Below are 17495 nucleotides of genomic sequence, written 5' to 3'. Positions count from 1 at the left end.
GCGAGGCGCAGCGGCGCTATTCCGTAAGTCATAGAGGTCAGGCAGGTTTAGCGGCTGGCCATGGGCAGATGCAGGGCATCGTCGTCGACGTCGAGCTGATAGCCGGTGTCGTTCGGTGCACTGAGTCCGCGCTGCTCTTGTGGCTGACTAACGAGGGCTGACTGGATGTCATCGGTCTGCACAAAGCCCCGCATGTTGGCAGTTACCGAGTCCGGGGCGACCAGTTGGTAGTTGCCTGCGTCATCACCGGTCAGTGAGGCATCCACCAGAACGCGGTTCTCGCCCGGCTTGAGGCTGGCGAACAAACCGCTGAGCTGCAGCGCAACGTCATCACCACTGATGGTGCCGTTGAGCACGCCTTCGAGGGTTGCCGCGAGGGAGCCGTCGAACAGTTTGTCCAGGGCGCGGACATCGGCGGTGATGGTTTTGCGGTCGATGGTCAGGGCACCGTCGACAAAGGTCAGCTCGTAGTTGCCGTCAGCGCCGCTGGCAGTCAGCGTGTAGGTGCCGGTGTTGGTGCCTTTGCCACCGCTGGTGGTCACGCCAGTCAGTACGCTTTGGTCTTCGCCGTTAACCAGCCCATCAACAGTAAAGCCACTGACGCTTTGCTCGGTGCCGTTGTAGGTAGCGGTGCCGCTGTTGGCAGTGACGGTGGCCTGGGCCTTGTTGATGGTGAGGGTGCCGTCGACAAAGCTCAGCTCGTAGTTGCCATCGCTGCCGCTGGCGGTCAGCGTGTAGCTGCCGGCGTTGGTGCCCTTACCGCCGCTGGTGGTGACGCCGGTGAGTACGCTTTGATCTTCGCCGTTAACCAAACCATCGACAGTAAAGCCGCTGACGCTCTGCTCGGTGCCGTTATAGGTAGTCGTGCCGCTGTTGGCCGTCACGGTGGCCTGGGCCTTGTTGATGGTGAGGGTGCCATCGACAAAGGTCAGCTCGTAGTTGCCGTCGGTGCCACTGGCGGTCAGCGTGTAGCTACCGGCATTGGTGCCCTTGCCGCCGCTGGTGCTAACGCCACTGAGTACACTGGCATCTTCGCCGTTAACCAGCCCCTCGACGGTAAAACCGCTCACGCTCTGTTCGGTGCCGTTGTAGGTGGTGGTGCCGCTGTTGGCGGTAACGGTGGCCTGGGCTTTGTTGATGGTCAGGGTGCCGTCGACAAAGGTCAGCTCGTAGTTGCCGTCGGCGCCGCTGGCGGTCAGCGTATAGCTGCCGGCGTTGGTGCCTTTACCGCCGCTAGTGCTGACGCCACTGAGTACACTGGCATCCTCGCCGTTAACCAGCCCGTCGACGGTAAAGCCACTGACGCTCTGCTCGCTACCGTTATAGGTGGTGGTGCCGCTGTTGGCGGTAACGGTGGCCTGGGCTTTGTTGATGGTCAGGGTGCCGCCATCTGTGATGATCAGGTCGTAGCCTTGCTGGTCGGAGTACAGGCCGCTCATGTCGATGTTGTAGGTGCCAGCGTTACGCCCGCCGCCTACCTGACCAAAGATACGGTCAGTATCGTACGCGCCGGTGGCACTCCAAGTGCCGGCCTGCTCGGTACCGTTGTAGGTCGTCGTTGTGGTGTCGCCGGTGACCTCAAGGGCGGTCAAAAAGTGACGCAGCAGCGGGGCGGTATAACCTTCGTAGATACGCCAGACCGTGCCCGTGCCGCCCTGTGCATCAATATCCCAGCCAGCGAAACTGTCGGCTTGCAGCATTTGTGCGGTGGTGAGGCCGGTGATTCCAGCGCTGCTGCCTATACCCACCGCGTTGGCCTGGCCGCTTGTATCGGTGTTCCAGTAGGTATTACTGACTAGATAGTAACTTCCATTAGAACCGATTACCCCGCCAATCAGGTGTGTGGTGCCGCTGACTGATCCTGTGGCGTAGCTCTCTTTAACCTCGCCGAAAATGCCAAGGTTTCCGATCAGCCCGCCGATATACGAATCACTACCGGTTACATCAGCTGTACTGTAGCTTTGTCTGAGTGAACCTTCTAAGTAGCCGGCTAGACCACCAACATTCCGTCTTCCGCTGACCCGACCGGTTACATAGCTCTCCCTGATATATCCAGAATTGAAGTAGCCAGCCGGTCCGCCAACGTAGTCGCGCCCGATGATAACGGCGTTAGTCAGCCCAACATTGCTGATCTGGCCACCGAATATCGACCCAAATAGGCCGACGTAACTCGTACTTGGGCGGTTGATGGTAAGGCCGTTGATGCTATAGCTAAGGCCATCAAAGTTGCCGGTGTAATTGTTAGTCCCGTGCCCAACGGGCACAAACCCTGCGCCACCATTCCAACTGGCGGTAGCGGAGGCGTCGATATGGTTGCCGAGCAGATAATTCGCTGACAGGTTATTGCGCATGGCCTGCAGCTGCTCGACGTTTTGGATCACGGTATAGAGCGCCGGTCGGTTGGTGGTGTCGAGGGTGCCGGCGGGCAGGTCGTTTTTATTGAACACCCGGTTGCCGGCCAGATCGCGCAGGTATGGGGTGGTCTGATTGTCGGCATTGGCCCAGGTGCCAGCAAAGTCAAAGCCGGTGAAGTTGGCGGCATCGAACATCTGCGCGGTGGTGAGGCTGGTGGTGCCGTCACCGCTGCCGTCACCTACCGCACTGGCCTGGCCGCTGGTTTCGGTGTTCCAGTAGCTGTTGGTGACGGTGCCGCCATCTTTATTGCTTCCAACCAGCCCTCCGACGTTGCCACTGCCCTTAACGCTGCCGGTGGCATAGGCGTTGCTGATGGTTGCCAAATAGTTGTATCCGGCCAGCCCGCCGATGTCGTCACTGCCCTTAACGCTGCCGGTGGCATAGGCGTTGCTAATGGTTCCCGATTCGTTGAATCCGACCAGCCCGCCAACTGAGCTGGTACCCTCTACACTGCCGGTGGCATAGGCGTTGCTGATGGTTCCTTTGTTGACTCCGACCAGCCCGCCAACGATGAAAGAACTGCCCTTAACGCTGCCGGTGGCATAGGCGCTGCTGATGGTTCCCGCTTCGTTGATTCCGACCAGCCCGCCGACGAGTCTGGTGCTCTCAACGCTGCCGGTGGCATAAGCGTTGGTGATTGTTCCCGCTTCGTTGTCTCCGGCCAGCCCGCCGACTCTGTCACCACCCTTAACACTGCCGGTGGCATAGACGTTGCTGATGGTTCCCGATTGGTTGAATCCGACCAGCCCGCCGATTCTTGCATAGCCCTCAACGCTGCCGGTGGCATAGGCGTTGCTGATGATGCCTGAGTTGACTCCCACCAGCCCGCCGACATGGTCACGGCCGGAGACGCTGCCACCCACCAGCCCGATATCGCGGACCACGCTGGCGCTGGCGGTAGCGCCGAACAAGCCAACAAAATCCGTACTACTGCGGTCGATGGTGAGGTTACTGAGAGTGTGGCCCAGGCCGTTGAACGTGCCTGTGAATCGATCACTTCCACCCACTGGCTGCCAATTGCTGATACTGCCCAGGTCAATATTACTGCCCACAGCGTAGTTGGCAGCCAAGTCGCTGTTCATGGCTTGCAGCGCCGCAGCATCGTTGACCACGATGTAGTTGATTACACTGCCGGTCGAGCCTTTTTGGGTGGTGAAGTTGTTGCCGCTTTGCAGATTGATGGGGGCGTTGATGTGGTAGTCCGCCGTGCCGCCATCGGTAGTGGCTTGGCCGTATTGCAAGGCGACTTTGCCGTTTGCACCTTGGGCGGTGATGGCGGCGTTGATGTTGATGTCGTTATGAGCGTTCAGCGTCAGCGTGGTGTCGGCATTCCAGGTAACGGCGGCATCAACGTAGATATCGCCGTTTTCTGTACCGCCATCGACAGTCGCCAGTCTGATGTTGCTGTCTTCCAGATTGGCGCTGAGGGTAGCAGCACCAATGCCGCTGTCGGTCAGGGCGTCGCTGCCGGCGTTGATGGTGAAGTCGGTCGGGTCGATCAGCCATTCGCCGGTGCTGCCGTTGTTGGCCTTGGTAGTGACCTGGGTGCCACCGGCGATTTTGACGTGGGCGCCGGAGGTGTCGATAAAGCCGCCGTCGCCGCTGTCCGGGGCAGAGGCATCCAGCGTGCCGGCGACATTGACGGTGCCGCCGCTAAAACCACCCTTGAGCACAATGGTGCCGCTCTGGTTGTCCAGGGTTTGTGCTTCGACGATGCCGGTGTTGTTGACCACGGTTTGCAGCAGGGCGTTGGTGGCGTTGGCGGTCATGATGACTTGGCCGCCGTTGGCGCGAACCAGCTGGTGGTTCTCCACCAGTGCATTCAGGGTGCCTTCATCCACGGTCACGTTCAGCAGGCCATCACCGGCAAAGTCCAGGGTGATTTTGTCGCCAGCCGCCAGCGCCACCGTGCCCTGATTGGCTTGGATAATGCCGTGGTTACTGACTTGTCCACCCAGCAGGGCGACTGCGCCCTGCTCGGCATTGAGGCTGCCGTGGTTGATCACTGCGGCGTTGTTGCCGTCACCCTGAAACTGGTAATTGCCGTCGTTAAAGTCCTGGTCAGACAGGCTCAGGGTTGAGGCCACCAGCGCACCGACGTTGACCGCGGCACCCTCGCCGAACAGTACGCCGTTGGGGTTGACCAGAAAGACCTTGCCGTTGGCGTTGAGGTTGCCGTAGATCGCCGAGGCGTCTTCACCAATCACGCGATTCAGCGCTACCGAGTTGCTGCCCGGCTGGTAGAAGTTGACCGTATTACCCGCACCAATATCGAAGCTGTCCCAATTGGTGATCAGCTTGTCGCTGTTCTGCTGCACGTTCAGGCTGTTGCCATCCTGACTGATGCTGCCGGAGCCGCCGACGATATTGCCGCCGGTGGGTAGCTCTGCGGCGTGCAGACTGACCGAGATCAGGCTGATGGCGACCGCGAGGGCGGTGGGGGCAAAACGAGGTTGGTTGGCCGAACGGATCATGTGAAGCACCTTTGGTGTTTAACCGTCCGCTGCGAGGTGCAGCGGCGCTATTCAGTAAGTCATAAAGGTCATGCAGGTTTAGCGGCTGGCCATGGGCAGATGCAGGGCATCGTCGTCGACGTCTAGCTGATAGCCGGTGTCGTTCGGTGCACTGAGTCCGCGCTGCTCTTGTGGCTGACTGTCGATAGCGGACTGGTAATCAGCGCTCTGCACAAAGCCCCGCATGTTGGCAGTTACCGAGTCCGGGGCGACCAGTTGGTAGTTGCCTGCGTCAGCACCGGTCAGTGAGGCATCCACCAGAACGCGGTTCTCGCCCGGCTTGAGGCTGGCGAACACACCGCTGAGCTGCAGCGCAACGTCATCACCACTGATGGTGCCGTTGAGCACGCCTTCGAGGGTTGCCGCGAGGGAGCCGTCGAACAGTTTGTCCAGGGCGCGGACATCGGCGGTGATGGTCTTGCGGTCGATATTGGCCGTGGTGCTGCTGTTGGTGGTGAGCACATAGTTGCTCGCATCACCGCCACCGAGTGAGCCGCTGACGGTGACCTGCTTGCCGGTGCCGACGTGCTTGTCAGCGAAGGCGCCGGTGGTGTTGAACTGCAGATCATCGCCGCTGATTACGCCGTCCAGGGTGCCGTGGGTGTTGGCGTAGGTGCTGCCGTCGTAGGTCTTGCCGTCGGCGGTGATGCTGCCGGTGATAGCCTTGCGTTCGATGGTCAGGGTGCCGTCGACGAAGGTCAGCTCGTAGTTGCCGTCAGCGCCGCTGGCGGTCAGCGTGTAGCTGCCGGCATTGGTGCCCTTGCCGCCGCTGGTGGTCACGCCAGTCAGTACGCTTTGTTCTTCGCCGTTAACCAGCCCATCAACAGTAAAGCCACTAACGCTTTGCTCGGTGCCGTTGTAGGTAGTGGTACCGCTGTTGGCGGTGACGGTGGCTTGGGCCTTGTTAATGGTCAGGGTGCCGCCACCGTTGGTGATAAGGTCGTAGCCCTGTTGATCGGAGTACAGGTTGTCCATGTCGAGGGTGTAGGAACCGGCATTCTTGCCGCGGGCGGGTTGACCGTAAATGCGCTCAGCGTCGTACTCGCCAGTGGCGCTCCAGCTGCCGCTTTGCTCGGTGCCATCATAGGTAGTGACAGTGTCTTCGCCGGTTACTTCCAGAACCGTCAGGAAACGACGCAGCAACGGCCCGGTATGGCCTTCGTAGATACGCCAGATACTGCCGGTGCCGCCCTCGGCATCGATGTCGTTGCCCCAGGTGCTGAAGGTGTCCAGTTGGGTCATCTCGGCCCAGCTTCGGCCTCCATAGTTAAAACCAACGGCATCCAGCGAGGTGCCGTCGGGGTCGGTGTTGGCGTAATACACATCGGCGAGCACGCCTTGCGTCCAGCTGCCAATCAGCCCGGCTAAGGTGTCGTTGATGATGACTGTGCTGTAACTGTTGCGGATGGCCCCATCCAGCATACCCACCAGCCCGCCAGCGGACCCCGATGCGGGATCAACGGTGACCTTGATAGTGCCGGTGGCGTAGCTGTAGTCGACGCTGCTGGTGCCGCGTGTCTGACTGGCCGAGTCGTAGATGCCCGGGCCTTGCGAGCCGATCAGACCACCGGCGATGGAGAATGCTTCAATATCCGTTGCGGCGTAGCTTTCAGTAATCTTGCCCTGGCTTGAGCCGGCCAGGCCGCCAACCACAAAGTCACCACGCACGCGGCCGGTGGCAAAGACACCATCAAGGAGTCCAAGGCTTTTGCCAACCAGAGCGCCGACAAAAGACTGGCCCTGAATGTTGACGTTGCTCAGCCCAAGGTTACGGATCTGGCTGTCGGCTGTCGTGTAGCCAAACAGCCCCACTCCGAGCTGGTCCGCACGCTGAATGGTCAGCCCGTCGACGATGTATCCCATGCCGTCCAATTGACCGCTGAAGCTGTTATTCGATACGCCCAGCGGATCAAACCCCGCACCGTCATTCCAATTGACGGTTGCGCTGGCATCAATGTGGTTGCCCAGCAGGTAGTTGGCCGCGAGATTGTCGCGCATGGCCTGCAGCTGCTCGGCATTCTGGATCACGGTGTAGAGCGCCGGGCGGTTAGTGGCGTCGATGGTGCCGGTGGGCAGGTCGTTTTTATTGAACACCCGGTTGCCGGCCAGATCGCGCAGGTAGGGGGTGGTCTGATTGTCGGCATTGGCCCAGGTGCCAGCAAAATCGAAGCCGCTGAAGTTGGCGGCATCGAACATCTGCGCGGTGGTGAGGCCGGTTACTCCAGAAGGAGATGGCTCATTGCCGACCCCGGTTGTCGTACCTGAGGTGTGGGTAACCCAGTAGGAGTCAGTGAGCGTGCCAGAGGCGTGGTTATATCCTATCAGCCCCCCCACGTATTCAGGCCCATCTGATGACGCCGTCACGACACCGGTTGCGTAAGTGTTGCTGATTGTGCCGGCGTTTTCGTTGATTCCTACCAGGCCGCCGACATAGGTGGGGACTTCACGCCCCCCGCCCGCTGCTACATTTCCGGTTGCGTAGGTGTTTTGCAATATGCCGGCATTTTTCCCGACCAAGCCCCCTGCGACGGCTTCCCGATACTTATTTTCTCCGCTTGCCGTCACGTTACCGGTTGCATAAGCGTTGATGATCGCGCCGCTGTTGTATCCCGCAAGCCCCCCGGCATAGGAGGTGCCGTCGGTCCCAGCTTCGCCTTCTGTGTCTCCGGTTGCGTAAACGTTAGTGAGCGTGCCGCTGTTGTGTCCCACGAGGCCACCGACCCAGTGGGTCGCATAGATGCCGCCTGTGGTAGATGTCGTAGCACCAGTAGCATAGGCATTGGTGATTACACCAGAGTTGCTTCCCACGAGACCGCCCGCGAAACGACGATTATAATTGCCAGCATTTGTGCTGATCACTGCGCCGGCAGCATGAGCGTTAGTGATCGCCCCAGCGTTGCTTCCGACAAGACCGCCAATGTATGTTTGAATATTATCACCGCTCGCATTGGTCTTGGTGTGTCCAGTTGCATGGGCATTGGTAATGGTGCCTGTCGTGCCATTGGCTCCCACCAGACCGCCTAAGAAGAGCTTACTGTAACGGTTCGCATTTGTTGTCACTTCTCCGGTTGCATAGGCGTTGTTAATGCTACCGCTGTTGTATCCCACAAGGCCGCCTGCGTAAGCGCTGGCAGATCCGGTGCTTCGCGCCGAGACGTTTCCGGTAGCGTAGGCATTTGAAATGGTGCCGTAGTTGTACCCTGCCAGCGCCCCGGCATAGTAATAACTATTGTTGCCGCGGACCGTGACGCCTCCCCCCGCGAGCCCAATGTCCCGGATGGTTCCGCTATTGACCCCGAACAGCCCCCAGTGCTGGGTGGTCGTGGCAGTGTTGTTGATGGCAAGGCCATTGATAACATGACCCTGGCCATCAAAGCTGCCGGTGTAATTGTTAGTCCCGTTCCCAATAGGCACAAAGCCCGCACCACCATTCCAGTTGGTGGTGCCGCTGGCGTCGATATCGTTGCTCAGCGCGAAGTGGCTGCTTAACAGGCTGCGTGAGGCGATGCCCTGCAGGCCGTAGAGATCAACAATCTGGTAGGCGTTGCCCTCGCTACCGTCACCGCCGGTGGCGCGCAGGAAGCGGGCATTGGCGGTATTGAGACGGAAGTCCTTGGCTGTGAAATCCGCAAGATTGCTGCCCAACTGGCTCCAGGCACCGCGTTGCAGGTTAAAGGTGCCGACGTTCACCGCGCCGTCAGCGCTGATATTGCCACCGGCGTTGAGGGTCAGGCCGCCGTTGGTGGCGGTGATGGCTTCATTGATATGGATGTTGTTGTGGGCGTTCAGGCTGAGGGTGTGGTCGGCGTTCCAGCTCACTGCGCCGTTGACGTACATATCACCGGCTTCGGTGCCGCCGTCGACGGTGGCCAGGGTAACGTTGTTGTTTTCCAGATTGGCGCTGAGGGTAGCAGCACCAATGCCGCTGTCAGTCAGGGCGTCGCTGCCGGCGTTGATGGTGAAATCGGTCGGGTCGATCAGCCATTCGCCGGTGGTGCCGTTGTTGGCTTTGGTGGTGACCCGAGTGCCGTCGGCAATCTTGACGTGGGCGCCGGAGGTGTCTATAAAACCGCCGTCGCCGCTGTCCGGGGCTGAGGCATCCAGTGTGCCGGCTACGTTGACCGTGCCGCCGTTAAAGCCGCCCTTGAGCACAATGGTGCCGCTCTGGTTTTCCAGCGTTTGCGCTTCAATGATGCCGGTGTTGTTGACCACGGTTTGCAGCAGGGCATTGGTGGCGTCGGCAGTCATCACCACCTGGCCGCCGTTGGCGCGAACCAGTTGGTGGTTCTCTACCAGCGCATTCAGGGTGCCTTCATCGACGGTGACGTTCAGCAGGCCATCACCGGCAAAGTCCAGGGTGATCTGGTCGCCGGCGGCCAGCGCCACGGTGCCCTGATTGGCTTGGATAATGCCGTGGTTGCTGACCTGCCCGCCGAGCAGGGCGACCGCGCCGCCGTCGGCAGTGATGCGGCCGCGGTTGATCACGGCGGCGTTATTGCCGTCACCGCTGAACTGGTAATTGCCGTCGTTAAAGTCTTCATCACTGAGGCTGAGGGTTGAGGCCACCAGCGCCCCCACGTTGACAGCCGCACCCTGACCAAACAACACCCCGTTGGGGTTGACCAGAAAGACCTTGCCGTTGGCGTTGAGGTTGCCGTAGATCGCCGAGGCGTCTTCACCAATCACCCGGTTCAACGCCACCGAGTTGCTGCCCGGCTGGTAGAAGTTGACCGTATTACCCGCACCAATATCGAAGCTGTCCCAATTGGTGATCAGCTTGTCGCTGTTCTGCTGCACGTTCAGGCTGTTGCCATCCTGACTGATGCTGCCGGAGCCGCCGACGATGTTGCCGCCGGCGGGTAGGTCGGCGGCGTGCAGGTGGGCTGCACTCAGACTGACGGCGATGGCCAGGGCGGTGGGGGCGAAGTTGGGGCGTGTGCGGGTCATGGCGGATTCCTTTCTGGCGGCTGGTGTGTGCTGTTTACCGCGTGTTGGCAGGCAGTGGACCTAGAACATCCACTGCACCTGACCCCAGAGGTAAACGTCTTCCGGTTCATCACTGGCGGCCTCTTCGCCATCCAGCGAGGTGGCTGCGGTGGCGCTGATCTGCCATTGATGATGTGGCTGCCAGTAGGCAGAAACCCCTGCGCCCTTGAGGTTGCGGTGACGATCACCGATCGCTAGCGGGTCCTTGTTGTAGGTGATTTCACCTGCTTCCAGGAAGGCACCCAGTTGCCACTGGCTGCTAAGGGCGTAGCGCAGTTCGGTACTGGCCAGCCAGCCCTCGTCGCCGGAGGCTTCGCCTTGCGGGAAGGCACGGATGCCGTAGGCACCGCCGAGGCTCATCTTCTCAACGGAGTCGAGGTTGCCGTCGGCCAGTTGACCGCGGAAATTCATGTTCAGGGTGAAGCGCGGGCTGAGGCGCTGCTGACGCAGCACGGCCAGGTTGACCTTGTGGTAGCGGCCTTCGGTGCCGTAAAAGTCGGATGCGACAGCGTAGGGGCTGTCCATCGACAGCTCGCCGTGGGTCCAGCTCAGGCGATAGCTGTTGGCGCTGCCGCCCAGCAGGTCATCACGCCAGTAGCCGTTGACCAGATCAAGGGTGACGCTGCGCAGGGTTTTCTCGCTGGCGACACCAAGCTGCTCATCTTCCAGATCGCGGTAGCGCCATTCGATGCGGCTGGATACGCCCCAGCGCCGTTGCTGCCACCAGTTCTGGCTGGCAAACACGCTGCCGGTGGCTGCTTTGCCCTTGGCGTTGAGGCTGTCGAAGTCTTTGCCCAGTTCGTATTCCAGCCAGGACAGGCTGAGGCCGACGCGGGTGTTCCACGGGCCGACTGGCAGTTCGTACTGGGTGCTCAGGTATTTTTGGTCGCCGTCGGAGACCAGCGCCTGCAGTTGCAGGCTGTCACCCAGACCGAAGGGATTGGCGACGGTGAGGCCACCGGTCAGTCGGTATTCGCCGTTGTAGGTGTTGCCATAATTGTCGAGCGACAGTTGCCCGCTCAGTGCAGGCAGGTCGTTTACGTCAATGTCCAATGCGCTGGTACCGACTTGCTCACCGCGAGACAGGCGCGAGTTGACCTGGCTGGCGGGCAGCGCATCGAGGCTCATCAAGGCGTTTTCCAGTGCGCCGGCGCGCACGCCATCACCGGCTTTCAGGCCGCGGGTGGCGTTTTGCAAAAGGCGGTCCGGCAGCTCGCTCTGGTTGTTGAGTCGAACCTGGTCGTATTTGCCTTCAACGATCTGAATCGTCAGATAGCCGTCATCGATTTCCTGCGGTGGAAGGATGGCGCGGGCGAGCAACCAGTCATGCTGGCGATACCAGGCTGTGATGCGGTCGGCCGCCTGCTGCAACTGGCCGAGGGTGAGGCCCTGGCCGGACAGATCAAGTAGCACGGCAGCCAGTTGCTCATCGCTGAACGCGGTGTTGCCCGTGAAGCGAAAGCCCAGGATGTCGACGGCCTGGCCGCCGGTGCTCTGCTCAGTTGCCGGTGGCGGCGTCAGCGTGGGGGTATCGGTCGGTGGCTCAGGTGGCAGGCCCAGTGGGCGGGTTTCCAGGTCGCGCAGTGCGCCACCGGCGGTTTCGGCGGCCTGCAGCGGGGCTGCTACAAGGCAGGAAATCAGGCCAAGGGCCTGCAGACTGGATACGGCGGCCAGTTTGTTCACGGTGTCTCCCATCCCTAGTTACGCTTTGTGTTATTTGCAAAGGGGGGAGGGTAGCAATGGGCTATCGTGGCGGCTTCCACTCAGCGCCACAACATTGAATTGAAGAGGGCTTTAGCGGGGCTCTACGACAGGGTGTTGAGCCCTGGCGACTTCACGTACTTCGCTGGGTGCCAGGCCAAAGCGGCGCTTGAAGGCTCGGTAGAACCAGGATGGGTTATTGAAGCCGGCATCATAGACGATTTCTGCCACCTTTTTATGGGCATGGGCGGGGCTGCGCAGGCACTGAAATACCCGCTCCAGGCGCAGCTCCAGTACGTAGTCGGTAAAACTCTGACCGTCTTGTTCGAACATGGCGCGAATATAGCTGGGTGATACTCCGTGCCGCTTTGCCAGCCAGCTCAGGGAGGCGTCGCCGTGCCTTGCACTGATGCGCAGGTCTGCTTTCACCGCTCGCAGTCGGGCCTGCTTAAGACCGCGATGTCGTGCCGTGATTTCAATGTCACGCGGCGCGCCCACCGAGAGCGCAGCAAGATCCAGCAGTCGGTTGGTGTCGGCGAGGATGTTGTGATCTTCCTGCCCCGGTGCCTGAACCAGCTCGATCGCACACTGGGTCAGATGGGCAAACGTTTCCGGGGCAAGCCGTGGTGACTTGCTGGTACGTTCGATATCGCCAACCAGCGGGCCGAGCAGTGAGCGCGAGAAGCAGATATTCAACATGTAGGTTTGACTGCCCTGAAACTCGATGGTGCCGGGGCGATCATTAAAGCCAAAACAGCCCGCGCCTGGGCCACACTCCACCTCACCAACGCCTTCCAGCTCAGAGCGCCAGGCCGCTCGCCCGGCCGGGTTCAGCAGGAGGGCGAAGTCATCGTTGCCGTCCTGAATCTGCCGTGAGCGACGCTTGACGGTAAGGGGCGAAGTCTTCACCAGCGCGATAGAGATGCCGGGCAGCAGGCGAATGCGGGTCTCTATCTCTGGCGCTTTGCCGCGGGGCAGCGAGACATCAATATTGGCCATCGCCGCGTAGATATCCTGGGAGGCCTCAAGGCGCTCTGTCAGCGGATAATCTGCAGTAGAAAATGTGATGTAAGCCATGTTGCGAGTCGACCTCTTCCTGAGTCGCAGAGTAGCGCTTTTCCTGGTTGGAATTTAGTGTCAAACCCGCTTCTGCGACTAGGGACTGCTTTGTTTTTGTACGCACGGCTGTGTACGGATGATTACGCCTGCTGGGGGATTATAACCCTGGCGTGGCCGCTCGTGCGCGGGCTGTCTTGGTATCGATTTACAGTAACAATGCTACCGCTGCAATGACGCTGGTTCGCGCTTGAGGCAGCGATAGCGGCAGGCAGTCTGGCCTGCCGACCCGACTGCGCCGGGCGGCGTGGTTTTGATGCTGTTCGTCGTTAATAAAAATGATTATCATTGGCGCGTAGTCTGCGAATCGAGCTTGCCAGTGACCAGTTCCAATCTAGATCGCGTTTTTATCTGTCAGCGCGCACCGTTGCTGCGCACGCTGCTGAAGATGGTGAAAAATGCCAGCATCGCTGAGGAGCTGGTGCAGGAGACGTATATACGAGTGGCGCGCAGTCAGCGTGACCAACCTATCGAGTACCTTGAGCCCTTTCTCTTTCAAACCGGTCGTAACCTGGCGCTGGACCACCTGCGCCGTGAGCGTATGCAGTCGCGCACCATGCTGGATGATGTGCCTCATGAGGTGGTCGAGGCGGTACCTGCGCCGGCCTCTTCAAGCGAGGACAGTCTGCACGCGGTGCGGCTGTTGCAGCGGTTGGGGACGGCCGTTGAGCAACTGAGCGAACGCCAGCAGCGGATTTTCATTCTCAGTCGATTGCATGGCAAAGGCGCGGCGCAGATTGCCGATGAGCTTGGAGTGTCCGCCAGTACGGTGCAGAAAGAGCTGAAGCTGATCATGGCGATCTGCATCACGCTCATCGAACGTCTTTCTCCGCCGGAATGAGTGGCTTTCGCTTGAGGCCGTGTTCCGCCAGAATGAATGCCCGCCCAACCAGAGACTTGCCCGATGCCTGAGCCGCACGGCCCGCAGACAGACAATGACGCGCCGATGAGTGAGGCGCTGGATTGGCTGTTGGCGCTTGAGTCTGCCGATGAGGCGTGCCGTGCGCGGTTCCAGGCATGGCTCGCGGCCTCGCCTGAGCATGCCGCTGCGTTTGAGCGGGCGCAGCGCAGTTGGCAGTCGCCGTTACTGGGTGTGGCCGCGCAGCGGCTGGACACGGCAAGGCAGGCTGCGGTGGTGCGTCCCCGTCGGTTGCGGCGGTATCTGGCGGTCGCTGCCTCGGTGTTGCTGTTGCTGACGGTCACTGTGCAGAGTGACATGCTGCTGGATCTGCGCGCCGATCATGTTACGGCGGTTGGCCAGCGGCAGAGCCTCGACCTGCCTGACGGCTCGCGCGTCACGTTGAACACCGACAGTGCCTTTTCCAGCCAGATGGATGGCAAGCGTCGGGTTGCCAACCTGTTGCGTGGTGAAGCCTATTTTGACGTCACGCCGGACCACAGCAGACCTTTTGAGGTCAACGCCGGGCCAATTCAGGTGTCGGTACTGGGTACCGCTTTTGCCGTGCGCTATCAGGGGGATGAGGCCTGGGTGAGCGTCGAGCATGGTGCCGTTGAGGTCCATGCGCGGCGTGATGGTGCGCGGATTCAGCTGGAAGATGGCGACAGCATTCGCATCGGGCCTGATGGCATCGGCCAGCGCGAGCGCGGCGGTTCGGCAGATCGGTTTGCCTGGGTGCAGGGGAGGCTGGTGTTTGATGATCAGCCCCTAGGCGAGGTGCTGGCCGAGCTGCGGCGTTATTACCCAGGCTGGATCGTCAGTGCCGATCCACGGCTGAACGGGGTACGCGTGACCGGCAACTATCGGCTGAACGACCCGCTGAGCGTGGTGCGTTCGCTGGCGCAGGTAACCTCAGCCACCCTGCATGAGTATCCGGCTTTGCTGGTATTGAACTGAGCGGCTGGAGGCAAGAGACCGGGTTCATCAGGGATTTTCGGGGTGAACCGTCTCCTGCGGCCTACCGTTTCGTGCGTGCTCCGTTGTTGTTTCAGCCTTTCGCCTTGGCGGCGAGCCAAGGGGGAGCTGTCTTGGCGCAGCAGTCCGGCACGTCATCCCGGTATTCCACGAAGAAACAAAAATAGTTTTACGCGTTGCGGCAACTCGTTCGTCTCGTCTGAATGTAATGCAAACCATTCGCATTAATTGGCTATCCACATTCCAGCAAAGAGACTATCGATGACTGTTCATACCCGGCGCTCGCTGTCCCGGACCCTGTCTGCCACAGGTCTATCGCTTCTGGCTGTTTCCCTGTCCTGCACTCTGGCCCCGCAGGCCTTCGCCGCGGACGCCGTTGTTCTGGCGCGCGCGGAGCATCAGGCCAACTACCGCTTTGTCATTCCCTCACAGCCGCTGGTAGCAGCTCTTAACGCTTTTAGTGAGACCACCGGCTGGCAGGTTGGTCTGCAGGCGGAGCTGGCAGGGGCGTTGCAATCGCGGGGGATTACCGGGCGGATGTCGGCCCAGCGGGCGCTGGAGCGGATGCTGGAGGGTACTGGCCTGACTTACCAGAGCGTGGGTGAGCGCAGTGTGGTTTTGGTCAGTGCCGAGCAGACCAGTGAGCTGCAGCCGATCACGGTGACGGCAACGCGCCACGTTCGTGAACTTGATGACGTGCCTGTCGTGGTGAGCGTGCTGGACCGGGACCAGCTGGATCAGCGGAACGTCAACGATATCAAGGACCTGGTGCGCAACGAGCCGGGTGTGTCTGTGGGCGGCAGCGGTCAGCGGTCTGGGATCACCGGTTACAATATCCGCGGTATTGATGGTGATCGGGTGCTGACGCAGGTGGATGGCGTGGAAGTGCCCAACAGCTTTTTCAATGGCCCGTATGCCAATACGCAGCGCAACTACGTTGATCCGGAGATTGTGAAGCGGGTGGAAATTCTCCGCGGTCCGGCATCGGCGCTGTACGGCAGCAGCGCCATCGGTGGCGCCGTGAGTTACTTTACGCTCGACCCGGAAGACATCATCAAGCCCGGACGAGATACTGGCGCCCGGCTCAAGGCCGGTTACAGCTCGGCCGATGACAGTTGGCTGACCTCGGGAACCGTGGCAGCGCGCCAGGGTGACGTTGATGTGCTGCTGCACCTGTCCCAGCGCAATGGGCACGAGACCGAATCCTACGGCAACACTGGTGGCATCGGCCTCGACCGCACCGAAGCCAACCCCGAAGATGTGCGTACCACCAATATTCTGGCCAAGCTGGGCTGGGACTACAGCGACAATGGTCATCTGCAGTTCACTTACGAGCACTACAAGGATGACCGCGACACCAATCAATTGAGCGCGGTGGGTGGGCCCTACAACGCCGGCAGCGGTTTTGGCTACTATGAGTCGCGTGAAGGAAACGACACCATCAGCCGTGAGCGGTTCGGTCTGACTCACACGCTGATGCTCGACAGCCTACTGGCGGACAACCTGAAGTGGAGCCTGAACTACCAGCTGGCGAAGACCGACCAGAATACGGCTGAGCATTACGTGCCGAAGAACTTCATGACCGGTGCGCCGACGCGGGATGTGATGCGCTATCGCGACACGACCTACAAGGATCGCCAGTGGTTTCTGGACGGCCAGCTCGACAAGGCTTTCAGCGTCGGTCACAGCGAGCACCTGCTGACCTATGGCTTCTCAGCCAGGCATCAGGAAGTGACCGGCCTGCGCACCGGTTACGGCATTTGCCTGCAGGCGCTGAGCTCCAGCTGCGCGGCGGTCGGTGACATCAGCACCAGTTCCTCCGATACCTTGACGCCTCAAAGCGATTTTCCCGACCCGACCATTGAGGTCTACAGCCTGTTTCTGCAGGACGAAATTCGCTGGAACAACTGGACCTTCCTGCCGGGGCTTCGCTACGACCGCACCCAGCTGTCACCCGAGTTGACGGAGCAGTTTCTGGCCACTGTCGGTAGCGCTGGCGTGTCCGAGTTTAATGATCAGGATCGCGTCTGGCACCGGGTGTCACCGAAGTTGGGCGCAACGTATGCCTTCAACGACAGCTACAGCCTGTTTGCTCAGTACGCCGAGGGCTTCCGCACGCCGACGGCCAAAGCGCTCTTCGGTCGTTTCGAGAACCTGGCTGGCGGCTACACGGTAGAGCCAAACCCGGACCTGGAACCGGAAAAGAGCCGTGGGCTGGAAGTGGGGCTGCGTACCCGCTCCGCACTGGGTAGCTTTGATCTGGCGCTGTTCTACAACCGCTATCGCGACTTTATCGACGAGAATGCACTGACGCCCGGCTACACCAGCGACAGCTTCCAGAGCCAGAATATCGCCCACGCCAGTATCCGTGGTGCAGAGGTCAAGGGGCGACTGAATCTGGATCAGATTGGCGCCATGTCCGGTCTATACGCAGAGGGTTCTGTGGCCTATGCCCGCGGGCGCAACGACGATACCGGCGCGCCGCTGAACAGCATCAATCCGCTCACTGGCGTATTTTCCCTGGGGTATGAGCAGGAGCGCTTTGGCGGCGAGCTGAGCTGGACTCTGGTCAAGCGCAAGACGCGCATTGATGAGTCGAGCCTCAATGTCCCAGATGGTACAACCAGCCAGTTTGCTACCCCTGGTTTCGGCCTGCTTGATCTGACTGGCCACTACCGCATCACCGACGATCTGATGCTCAACGCCGGGCTCTATAACCTGACCGACAAGAAGTACTGGCTGTGGGATGACCTGCGTGGCTACGACAGCGTCGGGGAGGCCAGCGTTACCAGCCCGGCCAATCTGGATCGCCTGACTCAGCCCGGCCGTAACTTCGCTGTCAATCTGGTCTGGGATATCTGATCAGCCGCTGTGCGCTGGCGGGGCGGGGA

General features: G+C 60.5%; 7 protein-coding genes. 3 read left to right on the top strand and 4 right to left on the bottom strand.

Going from position 1 to position 17495, the window contains the following annotated elements; all coding sequences use genetic code 11:
- Positions 1-47 precede the first annotated feature (47 nt).
- The 4 genes from ACKPCU_RS17575 to ACKPCU_RS17560 form a co-directional block, all read right to left on the bottom strand.
- The gene (locus ACKPCU_RS17575; RefSeq protein WP_321348696.1) at positions 48-4889 is read right to left on the bottom strand and encodes a beta strand repeat-containing protein; all 4842 of its coding nucleotides are present in this window, start codon (positions 4887-4889) and stop codon (positions 48-50) included.
- Positions 4890-4967: 78 nt separating this feature from the next.
- A complete protein-coding gene (locus ACKPCU_RS17570) occupies positions 4968-9875 on the bottom strand; it encodes a beta strand repeat-containing protein (RefSeq protein WP_321348694.1) in 4908 nt (1635 codons plus the stop codon).
- Positions 9876-9935: 60 nt separating this feature from the next.
- Entirely contained in the window at positions 9936-11597 is a 1662-nt protein-coding gene (locus ACKPCU_RS17565; protein WP_321348692.1) for a ShlB/FhaC/HecB family hemolysin secretion/activation protein, read from the bottom strand.
- Between the two features lie 111 nt (positions 11598-11708).
- Positions 11709-12692 (bottom strand): helix-turn-helix domain-containing protein, encoded by a 984-nt coding sequence (locus ACKPCU_RS17560; RefSeq protein ID WP_321348690.1) that lies wholly within the window; start codon positions 12690-12692, stop codon positions 11709-11711.
- Between the two features lie 358 nt (positions 12693-13050).
- On the opposite strand from ACKPCU_RS17560, the gene ACKPCU_RS17555 reads away from it, so the two are divergent.
- From ACKPCU_RS17555 to ACKPCU_RS17545, 3 genes are all read left to right on the top strand, one after another.
- A complete protein-coding gene (locus tag ACKPCU_RS17555; RefSeq protein WP_321348688.1) occupies positions 13051-13572 on the top strand; it encodes an RNA polymerase sigma factor in 522 nt (173 codons plus the stop codon).
- A gap of 63 nt (positions 13573-13635) precedes the next feature.
- Positions 13636-14586: a FecR family protein gene (locus tag ACKPCU_RS17550; protein ID WP_321348686.1), complete on the top strand. Its 951-nt coding sequence runs from the start codon at positions 13636-13638 to the stop codon at positions 14584-14586.
- A 279-nt stretch (positions 14587-14865) separates the two neighbouring features.
- Complete coding sequence (locus ACKPCU_RS17545; protein ID WP_321348684.1) at positions 14866-17466, top strand: TonB-dependent receptor; 2601 nt, start codon at positions 14866-14868, stop codon at positions 17464-17466.
- Positions 17467-17495: the final 29 nt, after the last annotated feature.

Source organism: Halopseudomonas oceani, assembly GCF_963677335.1.
Lineage (GTDB): Bacteria > Pseudomonadota > Gammaproteobacteria > Pseudomonadales > Pseudomonadaceae > Halopseudomonas > Halopseudomonas oceani.
Note: the sequence above shows the minus strand (reverse complement) of the source record. Positions and strands in the feature narration are given on the sequence as shown.

What these genes read in the sequence shown, in the direction of transcription:
- ACKPCU_RS17560 (WP_321348690.1), bottom strand. Translation starts at nt 12,692, where the DNA reads ATGGCTTACATCACATTTTCTACTGCAGATTATCCGCTGACAGAGCGC.
- ACKPCU_RS17545 (WP_321348684.1), top strand. Translation starts at nt 14,866, where the DNA reads ATGACTGTTCATACCCGGCGCTCGCTGTCCCGGACCCTGTCTGCCACA.
- ACKPCU_RS17550 (WP_321348686.1), top strand. Translation starts at nt 13,636, where the DNA reads ATGCCTGAGCCGCACGGCCCGCAGACAGACAATGACGCGCCGATGAGT.
- ACKPCU_RS17570 (WP_321348694.1), bottom strand. Translation starts at nt 9,875, where the DNA reads ATGACCCGCACACGCCCCAACTTCGCCCCCACCGCCCTGGCCATCGCC.
- ACKPCU_RS17575 (WP_321348696.1), bottom strand. Translation starts at nt 4,889, where the DNA reads ATGATCCGTTCGGCCAACCAACCTCGTTTTGCCCCCACCGCCCTCGCG.